Source organism: Labilithrix luteola (assembly GCF_001263205.1).
In the GTDB taxonomy this organism is placed as follows: domain Bacteria; phylum Myxococcota_A; class Polyangia; order Polyangiales; family Polyangiaceae; genus Labilithrix; species Labilithrix luteola.
Window position 1 is genome coordinate 10,859,511 of record NZ_CP012333.1, and the last position, 18,760, is coordinate 10,878,270.

Here is an 18,760-nt window from a genome sequence, read left to right on the forward strand (position 1 = left end):
TCCAGACCGTGTCCGGCTCCGATCATCCCGCGTTTGGTCCTACGTCACCGAAGCTCGAGTCGCTCGAGCCACCGCAGGCGGCCCCCTCGCGTCTCGTCGGCGGTGACTTCGCGATACTCGGGCCGCTGAGCCACGGCGGCATGGGCGCGGTCTACCGCGTCGAGCAACAGAGCACCGGCAAGATCCGCGCGCTCAAGGTGATGCATCGCGATCTCGCGGCCGACGACGCTTCGCAGAAGCGTTTCATCCAGGAAGCGCGCATCGGTTCGCGCATCGAGAGCGAGCACGTCGTCGAGGTCGTCGCAGCGGGTGTCGACGCGGCGACGCAGTCGCCTTACCTCGTGATGGAGCTCCTCGACGGCGAAGATCTGCGCGCGCATCTCGCATCGCGTAGGCCGCTCTCACACGATCATGTTCTCGCCATCTTCGAGCAGCTCTGCCACGCGATGGCGGCGGCGCACACGGCGGGTGTCGTGCATCGCGATCTGAAACCGGAGAACATCTTCCTCGCCAAGTCACGGCGTGCCGGTGGGGCGTCCTTCACCGTGAAGGTGCTCGACTTCGGCATCGCCAAGCTCCTCGCGGAAACCGCTCTCGGTTGGACGACGGGCACGATTGGCACGCCGATGTGGATGGCCCCGGAGCAAGCAACGCGATCTCCGGTGACGGCCACGGCCGACGTCTGGTCACTCGGACTCATCGCGTACACGCTCCTCACCGGCAAGAGTTACTGGAACACGGCCAACGCCGAAGACGGAACCACGCCCCAGCTCCTTCGCGAGATCGTTCTCGATCCGCTTCCGACGGCCTCCGAGCGCGCCAAAACGCAATCGCGAGGCGACCACCTTCCGCCGAACTTCGACGCTTGGTTCTCGAGGTGCGTGGCACGCGATCCGAACGCGCGCTTTCCGAATGCAGCGGTGCTCATTCAAGCCATGCGACCGCTCTTTCCGGCCCCGGAGGCAGCGTCGGGATCGTCGCGCAAGACGCCGGCCCCCTGGAGCGGCGCGTTCGACGATACGGTCGATCCGCGGACGGCACGATCGCCTGGTCAGGAATCGATCCCTCCGACGCAGCTCCTGCCGCCACAGGCGGCTCCTACGCCGGCCTCCGATCCGAAGACGGCCCTGCTTGCGTCGCCGTCGATGTCCGCGACGCCGCCCCCCGTGCCGATGTCGGCGAACACGATGAACACGACGAGCGCGGCCCCCGCGCGAAGCGTCGTGCTTCCGCTCGCGATCGCCATCGGCGTCGCCGGCATCGCCGTTGGTTGGGGCCTCTCACGCCGAGGAGCTCCGACACCGCACACGGTCGCGGAGACGCCCGCAATCGTCGCCACGGTATCGGCCACGGCCACGCCGTCGAGCGCTCCCACCGCGAGCAGCTCCGCAGCGGAAGCAACGGCAGCGTCCGCCGCTCCGGCGGTATCGGCGGCGTCGGCCGCTCCGAGTGCCAGTGCGTCCTCGCTCGCGAGCACCAAGGTACCGGCGGCGTCGGCAACGACGAAACCCAAGGGTCCGGACTGGGCTCCTGCGGCGTCGTCCACGTCGTTCACGGCAGCGCAAGGAGGCAGTGCGCGTTCGGACGGCTTCTCGGATCCGATCACATCCAACGGCCGCGCGACGACCTGGCGTTCCGGTGGAACGACGGTTCGTCTTCTCACGCGCATCGCCAAGAACGACAGCAACGTCGCCGACGCCGTTGTCCGCAAGGCCATCGATTGGAGCGCCTGGGAATACCTCCAGTGCTACGACCGCACTCTCGGTGGCCTGAAGACGCTCCCCGAAGGCGTCGTCTACGTCGACTTCGAGATCCTCGACCAGCTGCCCCAGCACGCCGCCCTGCAGTCGTCGACGATGAACAGCCCCGCCTTCGACAAGTGCGTCGTCGGCACCTTGCTTGGACACACGATCAACGCCGTCGGTCCGGACGGCAAAGGCCACGTCCTCTACGGCTTCAAATTCATCGTGAACTGAACCTCACGTCAGCTCTCGCGTTCCCAGAAAGTGCGCTTCAGAAGGCGCAATCCTGCCTGCAGCTCTGGTCCGCGCACGAGGACATCGCCCGACTCACCGAGTCGTTTCTCAGCGGGTTGCACCCGTTGAAGCATGCCGTGCGCTCGCTCGCGGTCGGTTTGTCCGTGCACTGGAGCAAGCACTGGAACCGCGAGCGACAATCGGAGCCGCCGCCCGCATAGCACGAGAGCACCTCCGAGCAGCACTGGGCCGCAAGGCACGCCTGACACGCGGGGGCACCACCGGAAAGCGCGTTGTATGCGTTCGTTCCGGTCGGCCCCTGGCACTTCGACGACGCGTCGGCGAGGGGGCCGGAGTCGCGTGACGAAGCATCGCTCCCGCCATCGCCGCCGTCGGCTCCGATCGTCGTTCCCTGACCATCCCCGCCGTCGAGGTCGAATGTGTAGTCATCGCTCAGGCCGGTGACTTGACCGCAGGCGCTCGTGCCGACGACGCCGACCCCCAAAAGCGAGGTGCAAGCAAAGCGAACCACGCGGTCAGTCTGCCATCCCGTGCCTGCCCGTGCAGGGGTGTGGTTGCTTCGCATCTAGAACACTCCATCGACGGCAAAGCCATTTCCGGCGAAGACGGGAACCACGCGCGGACCTTTCCCCGTCGCCGACGTGGGCTTCGACAGGAGAAAGAATCCGACGGCGGCCGTCGCGAGGCCCGCAGCACCGACCGCGAAGCCCACCGTCGACAACGTCGCGGCCGAACGGCCCGAATCGACCGTGTGTTCCGCCGAGGGCGGACAGCTCGTCCCGCTGCACGCGGTCTTCACGTCGCTGGCTTTTCCGAGGGCAATGATCCCCGTCACGCCGCCAAACGCAATGCCTGCCGCACCGACGCCGAGGCCGATCCACGTCACCGGATTGATCCTGCGCGAGCCGGCCTTGGTCGACTGTGGCTCCGTCGTGATCGCCGTGCTGGCGGGCGAGTTGGTCCCGAACGCGATCGCGACCTCGCTCGTTTCGCCCTCTTTCACTTCGACGTTACGCGTTTCCTCTCGCCCGTCGGCGCGGGCGACGATGAGGTGAGTTCCCGGATTCGTGCGGCGCGTCGTTCCGAGCGACACGACGGGCACGGACGCTGCGTCGATCGTGATCTGCGCGACAGCGTCCGAGCGGACGCCGGAGAGCTTCACCACGATCGTCGCGATGCGCGCCCTGAGCTGCTCGGCGAGCTCCGCCGCTTCCGTCCGGGCGGCAGCACTCTTCTCGGTCTCGTCCGGCATCACCTTGAGCCGCGCGACGGAGAGAAAGACCTCCCGCGCCTCGACCAACTCTCCGAGCTGCATGTGCGTTCGGCCGAGCTCGAGCGCGGTGACGGGCGTCTGGCCATAGGCGTGGGCCGTTTTGAAGCGCTCGAGCGCGCCTCGCAGATCCCCCTTCTGGCGCAGCTCGCGTCCGTCGTGGAACGCCTCGCGCGCGGACTCGAGATCCGCGGCAGTCGGCGGATCGGCCATCGCGATGGCCGGTACCAAAAGCGCCGCGAAGCCCAGCGCGAGCGCGCGTCCGCGTGCACTACCGCGTGAGGCAGGTCGTCGAGCCCCGCTACTTGATGTCGTCATCGTCTCGTTTCCGTGGCGGGGGCCGCGGCTTGAAAGATCCCATGGACGTCTGGCTTGGTGCAGCTTTTCCCTTGGCGGAGGACACCGCACTCTTCGTTGCCGGCGGGGCGACGGGATCGCCAGCCGTCGGCCCCGAAGGTGACTTCGCGGCGGCGCCTACGTTCGCGCCGTTGGCCGGCGTCTCCGCGGCCGTCGCAGCAGCAGCAGACGATGCCGGCGTCTCCGATGCGGATGCGGCGGTTCCAGGGCTCGCGGCGGTCGCCGCGGCCTTCGCCGTCTCCGACGAATCCTTTCGAAGCGCGACGAATGCGGCCGCGCCGACGATACCGACCAAAGCCGCCGCCGCTGCAACGACGAACACGAGCGGTGATCGCCTGGACTTGGACGACGGAACCGAGAACGTCGCCGACAGGCTCGTCGCTACACGGTCGCGCTCGCCGCGCCCCTCGTCAATCGCGCCAGTCGGTGCCCCTGCCGCTCCGGTCGCGAGGCCATCGGGCCCGAGAAAGATCGACGGGTTCGTTCCCTCGCCGACGAGGGACGTCATCGTCGCTCGAATGAGCGCCTGCGAGGCCCTCGGGTCGCCCGCCGCCGCACTCAGCGCCTGCGCCGCCTCTCGCGCAGTCGCGAAGCGCTGGCTCACGTCGCGCGCGCACGCCTTCGCGAACCATCTGTCGAGGGCGCCGTTCGGATCGGGAATGTGCGCGGAGATGCACGGACGATTCGCGTGGATCGCGAGCGTGATCGCCCCGACGGTGGCCCCGTCGAATGGTCGCTTTCCCGTGAGGGCTTCGAACGCGACGACGCCGAGCGACCAAATGTCCGTTCGCGCATCGATGTTCTCGCCCAAGATCTGCTCCGGGCTCATGTAGTACGGCGTCCCGAGTACCTGCCCCGTCGTCGTCTTCGAGGCGGACCGCTCGGAACGTTTCGCGACACCGAAGTCGAGCAATTTCACGAAGACGTCGCCCGCCTCACCGTCGCACAAGAAGATGTTCTCGGGCTTGATGTCACGGTGGATGACGCCGACCTGATGCGCCTTGTGGAGGGCCTTCGCGACCTGGATCACGAGCGCGGCGACGTCCGTCGGCGCCATGCGCCCGTGGCGTGCGAGATGGGCCGCCAAGTCCTGCCCCTCGAGCAGCTCCATCACGATGTATGGAACGCCGTCCTCCATCACGCCGTGATCGAACATCTGCACGACGTGGGGGCTCTTCACCGCCGCCGCGGCGGAGGCCTCGCGCGAGAAGCGCGAAAGGGCGTCGGCTTCCTCCGTGACCTCCTTCGCCATGAACTTCACGACGACGTCGGTGTGGAGCGACAGATGCTCGGCAACCCACACCTTGCCCATGCCCCCCTCGCCCAAAGGCCGGAGGAGCCGGACGGTCTGCGTCACCATCAACCCTGGTCGAAGCTCGGTCACGTGCGTCCGCCGAAGAAAGTCGTGTTCGATCGTACTCCACATTGGCGCGTGGGGATACGAAGGGCACACGGTCTGGCGGAGCCCTCCCCACATCCGCGGAGCGGTTTTCGAGGGTGGGTGCGCACGGTCCGTGCTCGCGCTTGCGGCGTCGCGCGTGTCGAATTCTCGGAGCGAAACGGTCGGGTGGACACGCGGCAGACCATGCCCCGCGGTGCGCGTCGCGACCCCTTACTTGATGACGGGAATCGTGCCGCCGTCTTCGTCGGTCACCGGAACGGCGGTCGACGAGCCGGCGCCGTACCAGGCGATGCCGGTCGAGCCGCCAGGGATGGCGAGATCGGCAACCAGCAGCGAGCCTGCCGTGCCGCCGGCGCCGGGCTTGTATTTGATGACGAACACCGCGCCGGATTCGGCGAAGCCGTAGGCGTTGCCGCCCCAGAAGGCCAGACCGTAGACCGACGAGTGGCCGAGCGTCCCGTAGTTCTGGAGGAGATCGCCGGTCTTGGGGTCGACCTGAACGAGACAATCGAAACAGGAGTTGCCCTTGACCGTGAGGAACGTTCCGCCGCCGATGACCGAGACGATGTCACCGCTGGAGGTGTAGCCCCCCGTCAGTCCGCCCACTGACTTCGTCTCGCCCGTCGTGGTGTCGATGCGTACGTACGTCGCGCCCAAGTAGCCGACGAGCACCTCGTTCGTCGGGTCGAGCGTTCCCACGGGCACGAAGGAGAGCGAGTTCGGAAAGTCGCCCGACTTCACGAGCGAGCACTTCGCGGTCGCGAGATCGAGACGGTAGAGCCCGCTGAAGCTCGTGACGAACGCGTTCGAGTCCTTGTCGATGGCGAGGTCGATGACCTGGTCGTTGCAGTCCTGGAAGGGACCGACGGTGGTGATGGCGTTCGTCTTGCCATCGACCTTGTAGAGCGTGCTGGCAGTGTGCGCGTAGACGACCTCGATCGCCGGAGCGGCGTGGTCGGCCGATGCGTCCTTAGCAGGGTTGGACGACGGATCGGCGTCGCCCACGAGATTGCCGGACGGCGTCGTGCCGTCGCTGCTCGTGGAAGGGTCCTGCCCGTCCTGGAACGAGCGATCCGACGCGGAGCTTCCGCACGCCACCGTCGCAGCAGCGGCGAGCGCAGACGTGATGGCAAAGAAAGCGACGGAGAGCGAACGCGTCCTGATCATCGGGTCCTCGCCGCGCACTACAGCACAGCGAAAACCCTCGCGCGACCGCAGGAAACTACTGAGAGCTCCACGAGACACGCCGCGAGAGGAGCAGTCTCCTCCCTCGGCGCGCCCGAGAAAATCACCCGAGTTTCTGCTTCAACAGGTCGGTCACGAGCTTGGGATTCGCCTGGCCCTTGCTCGCCTTCATGATCATGCCGACGAGCGCGCCGAGCACGTTCGCATTGCCCGCCTTGTAACGCGCCACCACGTCGCCGTTCTCCGCAAGCACGGAGTCGACCACCGGACCGAGCGCGTCGGCACTGGCGATCTGCTTCATGCCGCGAGCCTCGACGATGGCACGCGGGGAGCGCTCCTTGCCGGTGACCATCTCGGCAAGGACGTCCTTCGCCTGCTTGGTCGAAATCGTTCCAGCCGAGACGAGCCCGACGAGCTCCGCGGCTTCCTTCGCGCCGAACGAAAGCGCTTCGAGCTTGCGAGAGCGAAGTTCACCGAGAACGTCGTTGGCGAGGAGACTGGCCACGCCCTTGAGCGTGTCCTTGTCGAGCGTGGTGGCGGCCTCGTCGAACACGGCGCGCAGGATCGGCTCCTGCACGAACACGCGAGCTTCGTGCCCTTCGATGCCGTGGGCGGTGACGAGCGCCTGCGCCTCGGGGGAGAGCTCCGCGGGTGCGCTCGACGCCTGCGCGGGCTTCGGCGCCTTCTTCGCCTGAGGCTCGGTCTTCGAAGCCGGTGCCTTCGCATCGGTCTTCGCGGCGACCTTCGCCCAGCCGTCCTTCAGAGCGACGGTTCGGTTGAAGACGGGCGCGCCCGCCTTCGAATCCGAATCCGCGAAGAAGAATCCGAGGCGCTCGAACTGGAAGCGCTCGCCTTCCCTCGCCGAAGCAAGGCTCGGCTCGGCCTTCGCGTGGACGACGGAGAGCGAGTGCGGATTGAGGTCCTTTAGCCACTCTTCGCTCTCGCCCGGGTTCTCCGACACGAAGAGACGATCGTAGACGCGCACTTCGAGGTCGTTGGCGTGCTTGGCGCTCACCCAGTGGATGGTGCCTTCGATGCGCTTACCCGCAGGAGCGACACCGCCACGCGTGCCCGCATCGTGCGTGACGCGAACGGCGACGATCTCACCCTTGTCGTCCTTCTCGACGCCGGTGCACGTGACGATGTACGCGTGGCGAAGGCGAACCTTCTGCCCCGGTGCGAGGCGATGCCAGCCCTTCGGCGGCTCCTCCGCGAAGTCGTCACGCTCGATGTAGATCTCGCGCGTGAAGGGCAGCTTACGGCTGCTCGTCTTCGCACCGGCAGCCGGCTCGGTACCGGCCGGCCAGTAGGGAGCGTCGAGCTCCTCCGTCTCGTTCTCGGCGAAGCTCTCGACGATGACCTTGAGCGGCTTGAGGACCGCCATCACGCGCGGCGAGCGGGCGTCGAGGTCTTCGCGCAGCGTGTGCTCGAGAAGCGCGACGTCGACCGTCGAGATGTTCTTCGCGACGCCGATGCGCGCACAGAACTCGCGGATGGCTTCCGGCGTGTAGCCGCGACGGCGCAGGCCCGCGATGGTGGGCATGCGCGGGTCGTCCCAACCGCCGACGTATTTCCCTTCGACGAGCTGCAGGAGACGCCGCTTGCTCATCACCGTGTAGGTGAGGTTCAGGCGGGCGAACTCCGTCTGCTTCGGAACGTGCGGGACCTCGGTGGCCTTGATGACCCAGTCGTAGAGCTCACGCGCGCTCACGAATTCGAGCGTGCAGAGCGAGTGGGTCACGCCCTCGAAGGAGTCTTCGAGGCAGTGGGCGTAGTCGTAGAGCGGATACAGGCACCAGTCGTCGTTCGTTCGATAGTGGTGCGCGTGCTTGATGCGAATGAGCGGCGGATCGCGCAGCTTCATGTTCGGCGACGCCATGTCGATGCGCGCCCGGAGCACCTTCTCGCCGTCTTTGAATTCGCCTTTGCGCATCCGGCGCAGCAGATCGAGGTTCTCCTCGATCGTGCGCTTGCGGTACGGGCTCTCCTTGCCGGCCTCGGTGATCGTGCCGCGGTAGTTCTGCGAGAAGTCGTCCTCGGTGAGATCGCACACGTACGCGCGCTCGAGGCGGATGAGCTTCTCGGCGAGCTCGTAGAAGCGCTCGAAGTAATCCGACGCGTAGTACATGTGCTCGCCCCAATCGAAGCCGAGCCACTTCACGTCGCGCTGGATCGCCTCCACGTACGACACGTCTTCCGTGGTCGGATTCGTGTCGTCCATGCGGAGGTGACAACGGCCGCCGAATTCTTTGGCGACTCCGAAGTCGATGCAGATGGCCTTGGCGTGGCCGATGTGGAGGAAACCGTTCGGCTCGGGCGGGAACCGGGTAACGACCTTGCCGCCGTGCTTTCCGGCGGCCACGTCGCTGCGAATCATCTCGCGGATGAAGTCGGACGGGCCCTCATGGTGCGTAGGGTCGGACATGCGAGCCGACGAACATAGGCGAAATGCCGAGATTTCGCGAGCACCGGAGTAAGCTGGCCGGCCCATGAAAGTCCGCTCGCTCCTCGTTCTCTTGGCGCTCGCCACTCCATCGATCGCTTGGGGCACGGCTTGCTCGAAGCCCCCAGCGCCTACCGATGGCGCGACGAGCGCGCCGAACGCGTCCGCCACCTCCAGCAGCGTCAAGGCAATCGCGCCCGTGCCCATGCCCGCTTCCACCACGCCCGCCTGGCTCGCCGTCGCCGAGCCCACGCCGCTCTACGGCGATCTCGCGCATGGCGTGCGCATCAAGCGACTCCAGCAGCCGCCGAACGTCTCCGAGATCGACGTGCTGCTCAACCGCGTGGCCACGCAGCCCGCAACGGCCGCGGGCATTCGCGCGGCCGCCAAGGACCTCGCCGACAACGAGAAGCTCGGCGCCGATCCGACGTGGGCCGGATCGGGAACGTCGCCGGGCGCCACCATCCTCCACCACGGGGGCATGGCCTTGCTGGTCGAACGCACGCGTCGAGCGTGCGCCAACGCCAAGGGAAACGCGGAGATCGGCAAGGCCGCCGCGGAGATCCCCACGCCGCCCATCGTCAATAGCGGCGGAATCGACAAGGCCGCCGTCGAGCAGGATCGTCACGTCCTCCTCGAAGCGGCCCGCGATTGCGGTGCAAAGCCCGACTGACGTGCTAACCACCCCCGCCTGATGGCCCGCGGCACCCGAGCAAAGCTCGATCTCGAAGAGTTCATTCCGTACCGCCTGTCGCTCGCATCGAACGCGGTGAGCATTCTCATCGCGCAGTCGTACGAGAAACTCTTCGGCATCAAGATGGTCGAGTGGCGCGTCATGGCCGTCCTCGCCGAAGGCGGAGAGCTCACGCAGCAAGATCTCGTCGGGCTCACCAAGATGGACAAGGTCAGTGTGAGCCGCGCCGCGCAGCAGCTCGAGAAGCGGAAGTTGCTGCGACGCGTCCAAGATCCGAAGGACGCGCGCTCACTCCGGCTCTCGCTCACCTCGACCGGAATGACCCTCTACAAACAGGTCGTTCCTGCCGCGCTCGACTTCGAGACCGAGGTCCTGGAAGGGCTCACGGCAGCCGAGGTCAAAACGCTCAAAGGCATACTCCGGCGCCTCGAGACCACGGCGACGCACCTCTTGGAGAGGCTCACGCCCGACGACGGCTCGAACGGCTGACCCGCGCCTTGCACGAGGTAGTTTCATTTGTTACTAGTCCAGCTAGTAACAGTTGTTACTATTTTGGCAGGGCGTTGAAGGAGTAAGCACATGAGCGAGCAGCGCATCACCGACGTGGCGGAAAACCCCCTTGGTCTTGATGGGTTCGAGTTCGTCGAGTTCACCTCGCCCGACCCCGCCAAGATGATCGACATCGTGGAACGGCTGGGCTTCACCGCCTACGCGACCCACCCCGAGCGTGACGTGGTGCGTTACAAGCAGGGCCGCATCAACCTGCTCGTCAACCGCGCGCCGGTCGGTCAGGCCGCCGAGTTCCGCGCCGACCACGGCCCCTCCGCCAACGGTATGGCCTTCCGCGTCGCCGACGCGAAGAGCGCCCTTGCCCTCGCCCTCTCGCGCGGTGCGCGCCAGGCCGACGCCTCGAAGGGCGCGCTCGGCGGCGACATCCCGGTTCTCGAGGGCATCGGCGGGAGCTTGCTTTATCTCGTCGACCAGCACGGCGCGAAGGGCGACCTCTACGCGAGCTGGAACCAGATCCCGGGCGCCGCCGAGGCCGAGGCCAAGAACAACGTCGGCCTCGATCTCCTCGACCACCTCACGCACAACGTCCGTCGCGGCGAGATGCGCACGTGGTCCGCCTTCTACAACCGCATCTTCGGCTTCATCGAGCAGAAGTACTTCGACATCAAGGGCCAGGCGACGGGCCTCTTCTCGCAGGCGATGATCGCGCCCGACCGCGCGATCCGCATCCCGCTCAACGAGAGCCAGGACGACAAGAGCCAGATCGAGGAGTTCATCCGCCAGTACAAGGGTGAGGGCATCCAGCACCTCGCGCTCACGACGGACGACATCCACGGCACCGTCTCGCGCCTCCGCGAGCGTGGCATCGTCTTCCAGGACACGATCGACACCTACTACGAGCTCATCGATCGCCGCGTCGCCGGTCACACCGAGGACGTCGCCAAGCTGCACAAGAACAAGATCCTCATCGACGGCAGCAAGGACGAGGGCTTCCTCCTCCAGATCTTCACCGAGAACCTCTTCGGCCCGATCTTCTTCGAGATCATCCAGCGCAAGGGCAACGAGGGCTTCGGCAACGGCAACTTCCAGGCGCTGTTCGAGAGCATCGAGCTCGATCAGATCCGCCGCGGCGTCATCAAGGTCGACACGACTTCCTTGTAGGGAACCTCCGGTTCCCCTCAGAACCTTCGGTTCTGAGCCCTTGCCCTGTAGGGAACCTCCGGTTCCCCTCAGAACCTTCCGTTCTGAGCCCTTGCCCTGTAGGGAACCCCCGGTTCCCCTCAGAACCTTCCGTTCTGAGCCTCCCCTCCGGCGGAGGCGGTCGCCTGCGGCGCTCGCGCTGCGCGCGAGAAGAACCGCCTCCTTCCCCCGACGCCTTCGGCACCTTGGTCCGCTGAGCGTCGGCGGAATTCGTAGCAGAATCGTGCCCGGTAACTTCGAGCGTTAGAATGAAGAGGTCCCCGTGAGCTACCTCAGTGGATTCGGTAACGAGCACGCGACCGAGGCCGTAAAGGGCGCCCTTCCGGAGGGTCGTAACTCACCGCAGCGGGTGCCGTTCGGCCTCTATGCCGAACAGCTCTCGGGGACTGCCTTCACCGCTCCGCGGCGCGAGAATCGTCGCTCGTGGCTCTACCGCATGCGTCCGAGCGCGGGGCACACGCCCTTCGTACCGTATGCGCAGGGCCTCCTGCGGAGCGGTCCGTTCAATGAGGTCGACGCCTCGCCAAACCGCCTTCGGTGGGATCCGCCGAAGCTTCCCGCAGGCGGCGTCGACTTCGTGGACGGCCTCGTCACCTACGCCGGCAACGGTGATGCGGCGAGCGGCACGGGCGTGGGCATCCATATGTACCTCGCTACGCGCTCGATGGTCGATCGCGTCTTCTACGACGCCGACGGCGAGCTCTTGATCGTCCCGCAGTCGGGCCGCGTCCGCTTCTTCACGGAGATGGGCGTGCTCGACCTCGCCCCCGGCGACGTGGGCGTGATTCCGCGCGGCGTCCGCTTCCGCGCGGAGCTGCTCGACGGCAGCGCCATCGGTTACATCTGCGAGAACTACGGCGCGGTCTTCCGCCTGCCGGAGCTCGGCCCCATCGGCGCGAACGGGCTCGCCAACGTGCGCGACTTCCTCACGCCGGTGGCCGCGTTCGAAGACGTCGATCGCGAGACGGAGATCATCCAGAAGTTCCAGGGCAAGCTCTGGAGCTGCAAGCTCGATCACTCGCCGCTCGACGTGGTCGCCTGGCACGGCAACTACGCGCCGTACAAGTACGACCTCGCGCGGTTCAACACGATCAACACGGTCAGCTTCGATCACCCCGACCCGTCGATCTTCACCGTGCTCACGTCGCCGAGCGACACCCCAGGCACGGCGAATTGCGACTTCGTGATCTTCCCGCCGCGTTGGATGGTCGCCGAGAACACGTTCCGACCGCCGTGGTTCCACCGCAACGTGATGAGCGAGTTCATGGGGCTCGTCACCGGCGCTTACGACGCCAAGGAAGGCGGCGGTTTCGCGCCCGGCGGTGGTTCTCTCCACAACTGCATGAGCGCTCACGGCCCCGACAAGGCGAGCTACCAGAAAGCCGTCGAGGTTCCGCTCGCTCCGCACAAGATCGAAAACACGCTCGCCTTCATGTTCGAGACCCGCGCGGTCATCCGACCGACGCGCTATGCAATGGAGACCTCGCTTCTCCAGAGCGACTACGATGCGTGCTGGTCGCAGTTCGAAAAAGCGAAGCTGCCCAAACAAGGCTGAGGAATAGGGATGAAGCTTGCTTCGTTGAAGTCGGGACGCGATGGGCGTCTCGTGGTCGTATCGAACGATCTCGCGTCGTACGTGGACGCGAGCTCCATCGCCCCCACCCTACAGGCGGCGCTCGACGATTGGAGCAAGCACGAGCCTGCCCTCCGTAAGCTTGCCGCGTCGCTCGAGAGCGGCGACGGCGCGAAGAAACCCTTCGACGAGGCAGCATGCGCTTCCCCTCTTCCCCGCGCTTATCAGTGGGCCGACGGCTCGGCCTACGTGAACCACGTTGCCCTGGTCCGGAAGGCTCGGAAGGCAGAGATGCCGGAGAGCTTCTGGACGGACCCGCTCATGTATCAGGGTGGTTCGGACGGCTTTCTCGCACCTCGCGAGAACATCCCCCTCGCCGACGAAGCGTGGGGCTGCGACCTCGAAGGTGAAGTCGCGGTCATCGTCGGTGACGTTCGCCAGGGTGCGACGCGCGAAGAGGCGCTGGCCGCCATTCGCCTCGTCATGCTCGTCAACGACGTCTCGCTCCGGAACCTGATTCCGAACGAGCTCGCGAAGGGCTTCGGCTTCTTCCAGTCGAAGCCCGCGTCGGCGTTCTCGCCGGCGGCGGTGACGCCCGAAGCGCTCGGCAACGCCTGGCGCGACGGCAAGCTTCACCTGCCGCTCAAGGTCTCGCTCAACGGCGAAGACTTCGGGCGCGCGAATGCGGGCGTCGACATGACCTTCGACTTCGGCACGCTCGTCGCGCACGCCGCGAAGACGCGCGACCTCGTCGCCGGCACGATCATCGGCTCCGGCACGGTCTCGAACCGCGACGAGAGCGGTGGCCCGGGCAAGCCGATCAAGGACGGCGGCCACGGCTACTCCTGCATCGCCGAGGTCCGCACCGTCGAGACCATCCTCGGCGGCGCTCCTAAGACCTCCTTCCTTCGCCGCGGCGATCGCGTGCGCATCGAGATGCTCGACGAAGCGGGCAAGTCGATCTTCGGCGCGATCGAGCAGGTCGTGGCCGAGCCGGTGCGGTGACGACCGAGCTCCGCAAACGTGTCTACACGACGCCGCCGGGCGTAAAGCTCGTGCCGGTGGCGTCGATTCCCGATCCTGGAGCACGTAACGTCGTGCTCCAGATCGGCGAAGCGTTCTTTCACGGCTTTCTGGTCCACAAGAACGGTGAAGTCCGCGGCTGGGTCGATCGCTGCCCTCACCACGGGCTGCCACTCGCGCAGAAGCTCGATCAGTACCTGACGCCCGACGCGTCGATGATCGCCTGCTCGTGGCACGGCGCCCTCTTCCGCGTCGAAGACGGCCACTGCCTCGGCGGCCCCTGCGTCGGCGGCCGGCTCACGCCCTGGCCTGTCGAAGTGCTCGACGGCATCGTCACGACCGCCTGATAGGTTGCAGAGCCGCGCGCTCCCCCGCGGAATGGCTCTGCTCCGGCGAGCGTTGCCACGGACGTTGCCATGCGTCAGGCTCGTCACGTGAGAGCTAGCTCCGCCCTTCCCCTCCTGCCCCTCGGATTGATCGCATTCGCTGCCGCGTGTGTCTCGTCGGCGGCAACCACGGGCACCGCACCACCCGCCCCAGCAAGCGCCGTCGCCAAAAGCGCGCCAGATGCTGCGCCCGCCAAAGACGCGAGTGACGCAGGTGCGGGCGCGCACGCCGAGATCGAAATTCCGATCGGCAAGCCCGGATGGAAAAGCGTGCCGAAGGAGCAAAATGGCTTCTACGTCGCGCTCGACGGACTCTGCTCCAAGCTCGGATTCGGGCGCGCGGGCAAAGACGTGGTCGTCCACTACGGCGGCACGAGCATGTACGCGTCCGAGCGCTCGGGGAACGCGTCGTTCATCGGGCTTCGCGAGGCCGGCCTCGAATCGATAGGCGATCCGGTGATCGCGTCGCCGACCGGGGTTGCCGGCAAGTCGCTCGAAGACTTCTGGATTGCCGACAGCACGGGCTCACGCTCGTCCGACGGTGCCATCCTGCATCGCCGCACCGGCACCGCGTGGAAGACGTATCCCAAAGATCAAACCAACCTCCACGCATGGCTCGACGGCGGAATCATCGGGCAGGGAGGAATGGCCTTCGCGAACGGCGAATTGTGGGTCGAAGGCTCGAACACGAAGCCACCGGCGGCCTTGGAGAACGGCCTCGATCGGCCGAGCTTCGCGGCATTTCCGACGGGTGACATTCTCCTGGTGGCCCAGCCGGCCGACAAACCAGAGGCGCCCTATGTGTCGCGCACGTGGTCACCACAAGTCGGCGTGAAGCAGCAATCGCTCGCAGTACTCGGCACCGACAGGTGGCCGTCGCTCGTCGAGGTCGCGCCCAACGAAATCTACGCGACCACGGTGGACAAGGCCGCCCGCTGGGACGGGTCCAAGTGGACGCTCCTCGGAACGACGTCGGGCCCCATTCGCTCGGCCCATCGCGCGGCCGACAACGATCTATGGGTCATTCTCGAATCCGGCGGAATTCAACGTTCGACGCCAAAAGGATTCGTCACCGTTCCCACGCCGGAGCCGCTCGCCGGCTTGAGCGGCCTCGACTTCGGCACACCGTGGGCCGTCGGCCAATCCGGCAAGCTCTACAAGCGCGAAAACGATGCTTGGAAAGAGGCGAAGTTCGCGCCTCCCGCCTTTACGGCCAACCCCTCACCGGCCTTCAAAGCGAAGCAGATCCTCGTGGTCGCTCCGGACGACGTGCTCGTCATCGCACTCTATTGGGAAAAAGGAGTCGGTTGGAAAGAGCCGGAGCTCCATCAAGCGCTTTTGCGGAGCAAGCCGGTCAAAGAGACATTGCGCTGCAACGAGCCCGATCCCGAGAACAACAACGTCGATATCGGTCGTGGATTCCAATCGTGGCCACCGACGCTCACGAGCAAAACCGGGCCATCATGCGCGACTCCCTTTGCCGTCCTCGCGCGCCGAAGCAATGCGATCAAGGCACCGCCAGGTGACTGGCCGAAGATTCGAGCCGCTCTCAAGGGCCATTCCGAGCTCGGTGACGTGAGTCTGGTCGAATTCAAATCGGGCGATCGAACATTCGTGGGCGCCAAAGCCAAGGACTACGAGAGCGCGCGCAAGATGGCGGAGCTCGCGTCGGCCAAAGACCGCTTGCGGCCCGAGATCGTGTGTGGCGAGCCCCCCGTCGTCGATCGCACAGTGGCCCTCGATTCGAAGACAGGCGATGTCGTCCATTGAATTCACGCTTCGCAACGCTCGGGGTCCTCGTCACGGTCGCGGCGTGTGACGCACGGCCCTCGGTCGTGTCGTCGGCGAACCAAGCGAATTCCACGAATACGAGCTGCGAAAACTGTCATCGCGACATTGCCGAGGAGTGGAGAGGGTCGTTTCATCGAATGGCCTTCACCGACGACACGTTCCAGCGAAGCCTTGCGCTCGAAGAGCCTTCTGAGCGGACGTTCTGCGTGCAGTGCCACGCGCCCGAGAAGCTCGTGGCGAACGGCGTTGGATGCATCTCCTGCCACGGCGAAGCGGCGCCGCGAAGCACGGTGACCGCGCGCGCTCCACATGCGTTGACCAAAGACGCGTCGTTCGGCACGTCGCAGGCGTGCGCGAGCTGTCACCAATTCACCTTCGATGCCGAGCACGACGGCAGGCCCGATCTCGTCCAGAAGACGCTCGACGAGCACGCCGCATCTCCATTCGCCGACGTCTCGTGTGCGGCCTGCCACATGCCGCCCCGAAGAGGCCATCGCGACCATTCCTTCGCCGGCGGGCACGCGTTGGATCTCCTTCGTCACTCCGTCCGCATCGAGGCGCGGCGGCTGGATCGAGATCTGGTCCATGTCGTCGTCGAGTCCAGCGCCGGACACGCTTTCCCGACCGGCGACATGTTCCGACGCGCACGACTTCTCGTCTTCGGTGAGTCCGCGGACGGGAGCATCGTCGCATCCTCCGAGCGCAGCTTCGGGCGAACGTGGGGAGTCGAGGCAAAGGGTCCCCAGGCCGGGCGCCGCCGCGAGCTCACCGACACTCGTCTTCGCGGTCGCTTCGAAGACGACGTCCGCCTCGAAGGCTCCGCCCCCATCACGCGCGTGCGCTACGCGCTGCTGTTCGAACGCATCTTGTCGATGCGCGGAGAAGCAGACGTCTCCCCGGTCTCGAGCGACGTGATCGCCGAGGGCCTCGCCTCGGAGTGATGCAACGACGATCGGCTCAGGGCCGTGCACGCGGTGCCTAGCCCGTCGCGCCGAGCAGCACTCCGAGCCCAATGATCGTCAGGACGAGGGCGGCGATCGCGATGCCCCAGCCGTCGCGACGCCGCAAGAAGGTGACGAACATCACGAAGACCCGGACGACGGGCAGCAGAATCAAGAGACCGATGCCCACGAGAACCACCTCGGTCCGCGGAAGCAAAATCAGGCCGACCGCGATGATGCTCGACGTCAGCCACGTGCCGACCTCGAGGAGGCGCGCGAGTCCCCGATTCAATGCGGCTCGGCCTTCGCCGAGTCCTCTTGGACCTCCGTGGACTCCGTCCAGCGGGGATGGACTCCGTGCACTCCGGTTCAAGCTGTCCGGCGACGCGCTCAATGCATTGCTCCGAGCAGGTGGATGCCCAGGCCTTGGAGCGTCATCTGGACGGCCAGGAGCCCGAGAATCGCCACGAAGAGAAGACGGAGTCGCTCGTTCGACACGGCGATGAAGAGCCGAGCCCCGAGCAAGGCGCCGGCCACGGAACCGAGCGCGACGGGCGCTGCAATCTCCGGATGGATGTCACCGCGCATGAAATACGCTCCCGCGCTTGCCGCCGCGGTAACGCCGATCATGAAATTCGAAGTTGCCGACGACACCTTGAGCGGCAATCGAAGTGCAGTATCCATGGCCGGTATCTTGAGTACTCCACTTCCGATACCGAGCAACGCCGAGACGATCCCCGCCGCATACATGAGAGCCATGGCCGTGGGCAGGCGCCTCACGACGTAACCAACGTCGACTCCCGTCGACGGGTCGACGTAACGGCCATGAAGACGCAGGACAGTGCCCCATTCGCCGGGCACCGGCTCCTCCTGACTCGCGGCATCGAGGCGCCGTGCGAGCATCTGCTTCGCCGAGACCACGAGAATCGCTGCGAAGACGAAGAAGAGAAGCGAAGTCGGCAGAAGCCCGGTCAGGAAGACACCAGAGACGGCACCGAGCGTGGTCGCAAGCTCGAGAACGAGCGCGAGGCGAACGTTCGTCAGCTGCGTTCGCAAGAGCGGCGCGGCGCTCGCGCACGAGCTCGCGATCACCGAGACGATGCTCGCAGCGACCGCCGTTCGAATGTCGATCCCCAGCATCGTCAGCGCCGGGACGATGAGGACGCCGCCGGCCATCCCGAGCAGCCCACCGACCAGACTGGCGCCCAGCGACAGCCCGAACAGCAATCCAGCATATGCGACGCTCATCGTTGCCGCGCTTGACGAGACAGCGTCGTCACGAAACGAACCTGGTCGCCGCGATAATAGAGTTTCTCGTAGTCGACGGGCTTGCGCTTCGTGGAGAACGACGTCCGCTCGACGAGAAAGATGGGACTGCCTTCCGGCACGCCGATGGCTGCCGCGATGCGCGCAGGCGCGGCGATCGCCTCGAGCCCATATTCCGCTTCGGTGAGCGGCACGCCGTATTTGCCTTCGAGGAGTCCGAAGATCGGCTCGGCCTCGAGGTCGTCGCTCATGATCTTTTCACCGAGCGGCAATGGCAAATACGTCTCGTCGAAAGAGACCGGCCCGCCGTCGGCGAGGCGCACGCGTCGAATTCGTGCGACGCGCGCACCTTTCGGCAACGCCAGATGCTTGGCCACCGCCTCGGTGGCCGCCACGATCGCCTTGTCGACGAGACGCGCCGAGGGCGCGCGCCCCGCGGCGATCATGTCTTCGACGAACCCCGTGAGCGCTGTCAGCGGCTGCGTGAGCTTCGACGGACCGACGAACGTCCCCTTCCCTCGGCGGATCTCGACGAGACCTCGTTGCACGAGGCGCTGGATTGCCTGGCGCACCGTCGGCCGGCTGACGCCGAAACGCTGCACCAGGGCATCCTCGGGCGGAAGCTGACTTCCGCGAGAGAGGCGTCCGCTCTCGATGTCGGCCTCGAGCTCGGCCTCGACCTGGGCATACAGCGGCAAGGAGCCCGGCGTGGCTGACATCAG

General features: G+C 66.1%; 17 protein-coding genes. 9 read left to right on the forward strand and 8 right to left on the reverse strand.

The window, feature by feature from the left end:
• Positions 1–8: 8 nt before the first annotated feature.
• A complete protein-coding gene (locus tag AKJ09_RS46765; RefSeq protein ID WP_146654348.1) occupies positions 9–1,976 on the forward strand; it encodes a serine/threonine-protein kinase in 1,968 nt (655 codons plus the stop codon).
• 37 nt (positions 1,977–2,013) lie between these two features.
• On the opposite strand, the gene AKJ09_RS46770 is transcribed toward AKJ09_RS46765, so the two are convergent.
• The 5 genes from AKJ09_RS46770 to AKJ09_RS46790 all read right to left on the reverse strand — a co-directional run bounded on the left by AKJ09_RS46770 (position 2,014) and on the right by AKJ09_RS46790 (position 8,636).
• On the reverse strand, positions 2,014–2,562 hold the full coding sequence (locus tag AKJ09_RS46770; RefSeq protein ID WP_146654349.1) for a hypothetical protein: 549 nt from the start codon (positions 2,560–2,562) through the stop codon (positions 2,014–2,016).
• Positions 2,563–3,585: a tetratricopeptide repeat protein gene (locus AKJ09_RS46775; protein ID WP_146654350.1), complete on the reverse strand. Its 1,023-nt coding sequence runs from the start codon at positions 3,583–3,585 to the stop codon at positions 2,563–2,565.
• On the reverse strand, positions 3,569–5,008 hold the full coding sequence (locus AKJ09_RS46780) for a serine/threonine-protein kinase (RefSeq protein ID WP_205633979.1): 1,440 nt from the start codon (positions 5,006–5,008) through the stop codon (positions 3,569–3,571). Before AKJ09_RS46780 ends, AKJ09_RS46775 begins: the two co-directional genes overlap by 17 nt.
• Before the next feature lie 228 nt (positions 5,009–5,236).
• Complete coding sequence (locus AKJ09_RS46785) at positions 5,237–6,193, reverse strand: hypothetical protein (protein WP_146654352.1); 957 nt, start codon at positions 6,191–6,193, stop codon at positions 5,237–5,239.
• A gap of 121 nt (positions 6,194–6,314) precedes the next feature.
• Entirely contained in the window at positions 6,315–8,636 is a 2,322-nt protein-coding gene (locus AKJ09_RS46790) for a glutamine--tRNA ligase/YqeY domain fusion protein (RefSeq protein ID WP_146654353.1), read from the reverse strand.
• A gap of 64 nt (positions 8,637–8,700) precedes the next feature.
• Between AKJ09_RS46790 and AKJ09_RS46795 the strand changes: the two genes are divergently transcribed.
• The 8 genes from AKJ09_RS46795 (at position 8,701) to AKJ09_RS46825 (ending at position 16,772) form a co-directional block, all read left to right on the forward strand.
• Complete coding sequence (locus AKJ09_RS46795) at positions 8,701–9,327, forward strand: hypothetical protein (RefSeq protein ID WP_146654354.1); 627 nt, start codon at positions 8,701–8,703, stop codon at positions 9,325–9,327.
• Positions 9,328–9,348: 21 nt separating this feature from the next.
• On the forward strand, positions 9,349–9,837 hold the full coding sequence (locus AKJ09_RS46800) for a MarR family winged helix-turn-helix transcriptional regulator (protein WP_146654355.1): 489 nt from the start codon (positions 9,349–9,351) through the stop codon (positions 9,835–9,837).
• Between the two features lie 90 nt (positions 9,838–9,927).
• Positions 9,928–11,019, forward strand: a complete 1,092-nt coding sequence (hppD, locus tag AKJ09_RS46805; protein ID WP_146654356.1) for a 4-hydroxyphenylpyruvate dioxygenase — start codon at positions 9,928–9,930, stop codon at positions 11,017–11,019.
• Positions 11,020–11,320: 301 nt separating this feature from the next.
• Complete coding sequence (gene hmgA / locus AKJ09_RS46810; RefSeq protein WP_146654357.1) at positions 11,321–12,613, forward strand: homogentisate 1,2-dioxygenase; 1,293 nt, start codon at positions 11,321–11,323, stop codon at positions 12,611–12,613.
• 9 nt (positions 12,614–12,622) lie between these two features.
• Complete coding sequence (locus AKJ09_RS46815) at positions 12,623–13,636, forward strand: fumarylacetoacetate hydrolase family protein (RefSeq protein WP_146654358.1); 1,014 nt, start codon at positions 12,623–12,625, stop codon at positions 13,634–13,636.
• Entirely contained in the window at positions 13,633–14,001 is a 369-nt protein-coding gene (locus tag AKJ09_RS46820) for a Rieske (2Fe-2S) protein (RefSeq protein ID WP_146654359.1), read from the forward strand. The genes AKJ09_RS46815 and AKJ09_RS46820 overlap by 4 nt, the downstream gene beginning before the upstream one ends.
• A gap of 87 nt (positions 14,002–14,088) precedes the next feature.
• Positions 14,089–15,810 (forward strand): beta propeller repeat protein, encoded by a 1,722-nt coding sequence (locus tag AKJ09_RS53860; RefSeq protein WP_169928500.1) that lies wholly within the window; start codon positions 14,089–14,091, stop codon positions 15,808–15,810.
• Positions 15,807–16,772 carry a multiheme c-type cytochrome gene (locus AKJ09_RS46825; RefSeq protein ID WP_169928502.1) on the forward strand — a complete coding sequence of 322 codons (966 nt, stop codon included), beginning with the start codon at positions 15,807–15,809 and terminating at the stop codon, positions 16,770–16,772. The genes AKJ09_RS53860 and AKJ09_RS46825 overlap by 4 nt, the downstream gene beginning before the upstream one ends.
• Positions 16,773–16,809: 37 nt before the next feature.
• Here the strand turns inward: AKJ09_RS46825 and AKJ09_RS46830 are convergent, their stop codons facing one another.
• The 3 genes from AKJ09_RS46830 to AKJ09_RS46840 form a co-directional block, all read right to left on the reverse strand.
• On the reverse strand, positions 16,810–17,064 hold the full coding sequence (locus AKJ09_RS46830) for a DUF1634 domain-containing protein (RefSeq protein WP_146654361.1): 255 nt from the start codon (positions 17,062–17,064) through the stop codon (positions 16,810–16,812).
• 98 nt (positions 17,065–17,162) lie between these two features.
• On the reverse strand, positions 17,163–18,020 hold the full coding sequence (locus tag AKJ09_RS46835; RefSeq protein ID WP_146654362.1) for a sulfite exporter TauE/SafE family protein: 858 nt from the start codon (positions 18,018–18,020) through the stop codon (positions 17,163–17,165).
• Positions 18,017–18,757, reverse strand: coding sequence for a GntR family transcriptional regulator (locus AKJ09_RS46840; RefSeq protein ID WP_146654363.1), 741 nt, complete (start codon positions 18,755–18,757; stop codon positions 18,017–18,019). Before AKJ09_RS46840 ends, AKJ09_RS46835 begins: the two co-directional genes overlap by 4 nt.
• Between the last annotated feature and the right edge of the window lie 3 nt (positions 18,758–18,760).

Bases quoted from the DNA above. Each gene is read 5' to 3' on its own strand.
- AKJ09_RS46840 (WP_146654363.1), bottom strand. From the start codon at position 18,757: ATGTCAGCCACGCCGGGCTCCTTGCCGCTGTATGCCCAGGTCGAGGCC.
- AKJ09_RS46770 (WP_146654349.1), bottom strand. From the start codon at position 2,562: ATGCGAAGCAACCACACCCCTGCACGGGCAGGCACGGGATGGCAGACT.
- AKJ09_RS46775 (WP_146654350.1), bottom strand. From the start codon at position 3,585: ATGACGACATCAAGTAGCGGGGCTCGACGACCTGCCTCACGCGGTAGT.
- AKJ09_RS46835 (WP_146654362.1), bottom strand. From the start codon at position 18,020: ATGAGCGTCGCATATGCTGGATTGCTGTTCGGGCTGTCGCTGGGCGCC.
- AKJ09_RS46795 (WP_146654354.1), top strand. From the start codon at position 8,701: ATGAAAGTCCGCTCGCTCCTCGTTCTCTTGGCGCTCGCCACTCCATCG.
- AKJ09_RS46790 (WP_146654353.1), bottom strand. From the start codon at position 8,636: ATGTCCGACCCTACGCACCATGAGGGCCCGTCCGACTTCATCCGCGAG.
- hppD (WP_146654356.1), top strand. From the start codon at position 9,928: ATGAGCGAGCAGCGCATCACCGACGTGGCGGAAAACCCCCTTGGTCTT.
- AKJ09_RS46785 (WP_146654352.1), bottom strand. From the start codon at position 6,193: ATGATCAGGACGCGTTCGCTCTCCGTCGCTTTCTTTGCCATCACGTCT.
- AKJ09_RS46815 (WP_146654358.1), top strand. From the start codon at position 12,623: ATGAAGCTTGCTTCGTTGAAGTCGGGACGCGATGGGCGTCTCGTGGTC.
- AKJ09_RS46800 (WP_146654355.1), top strand. From the start codon at position 9,349: ATGGCCCGCGGCACCCGAGCAAAGCTCGATCTCGAAGAGTTCATTCCG.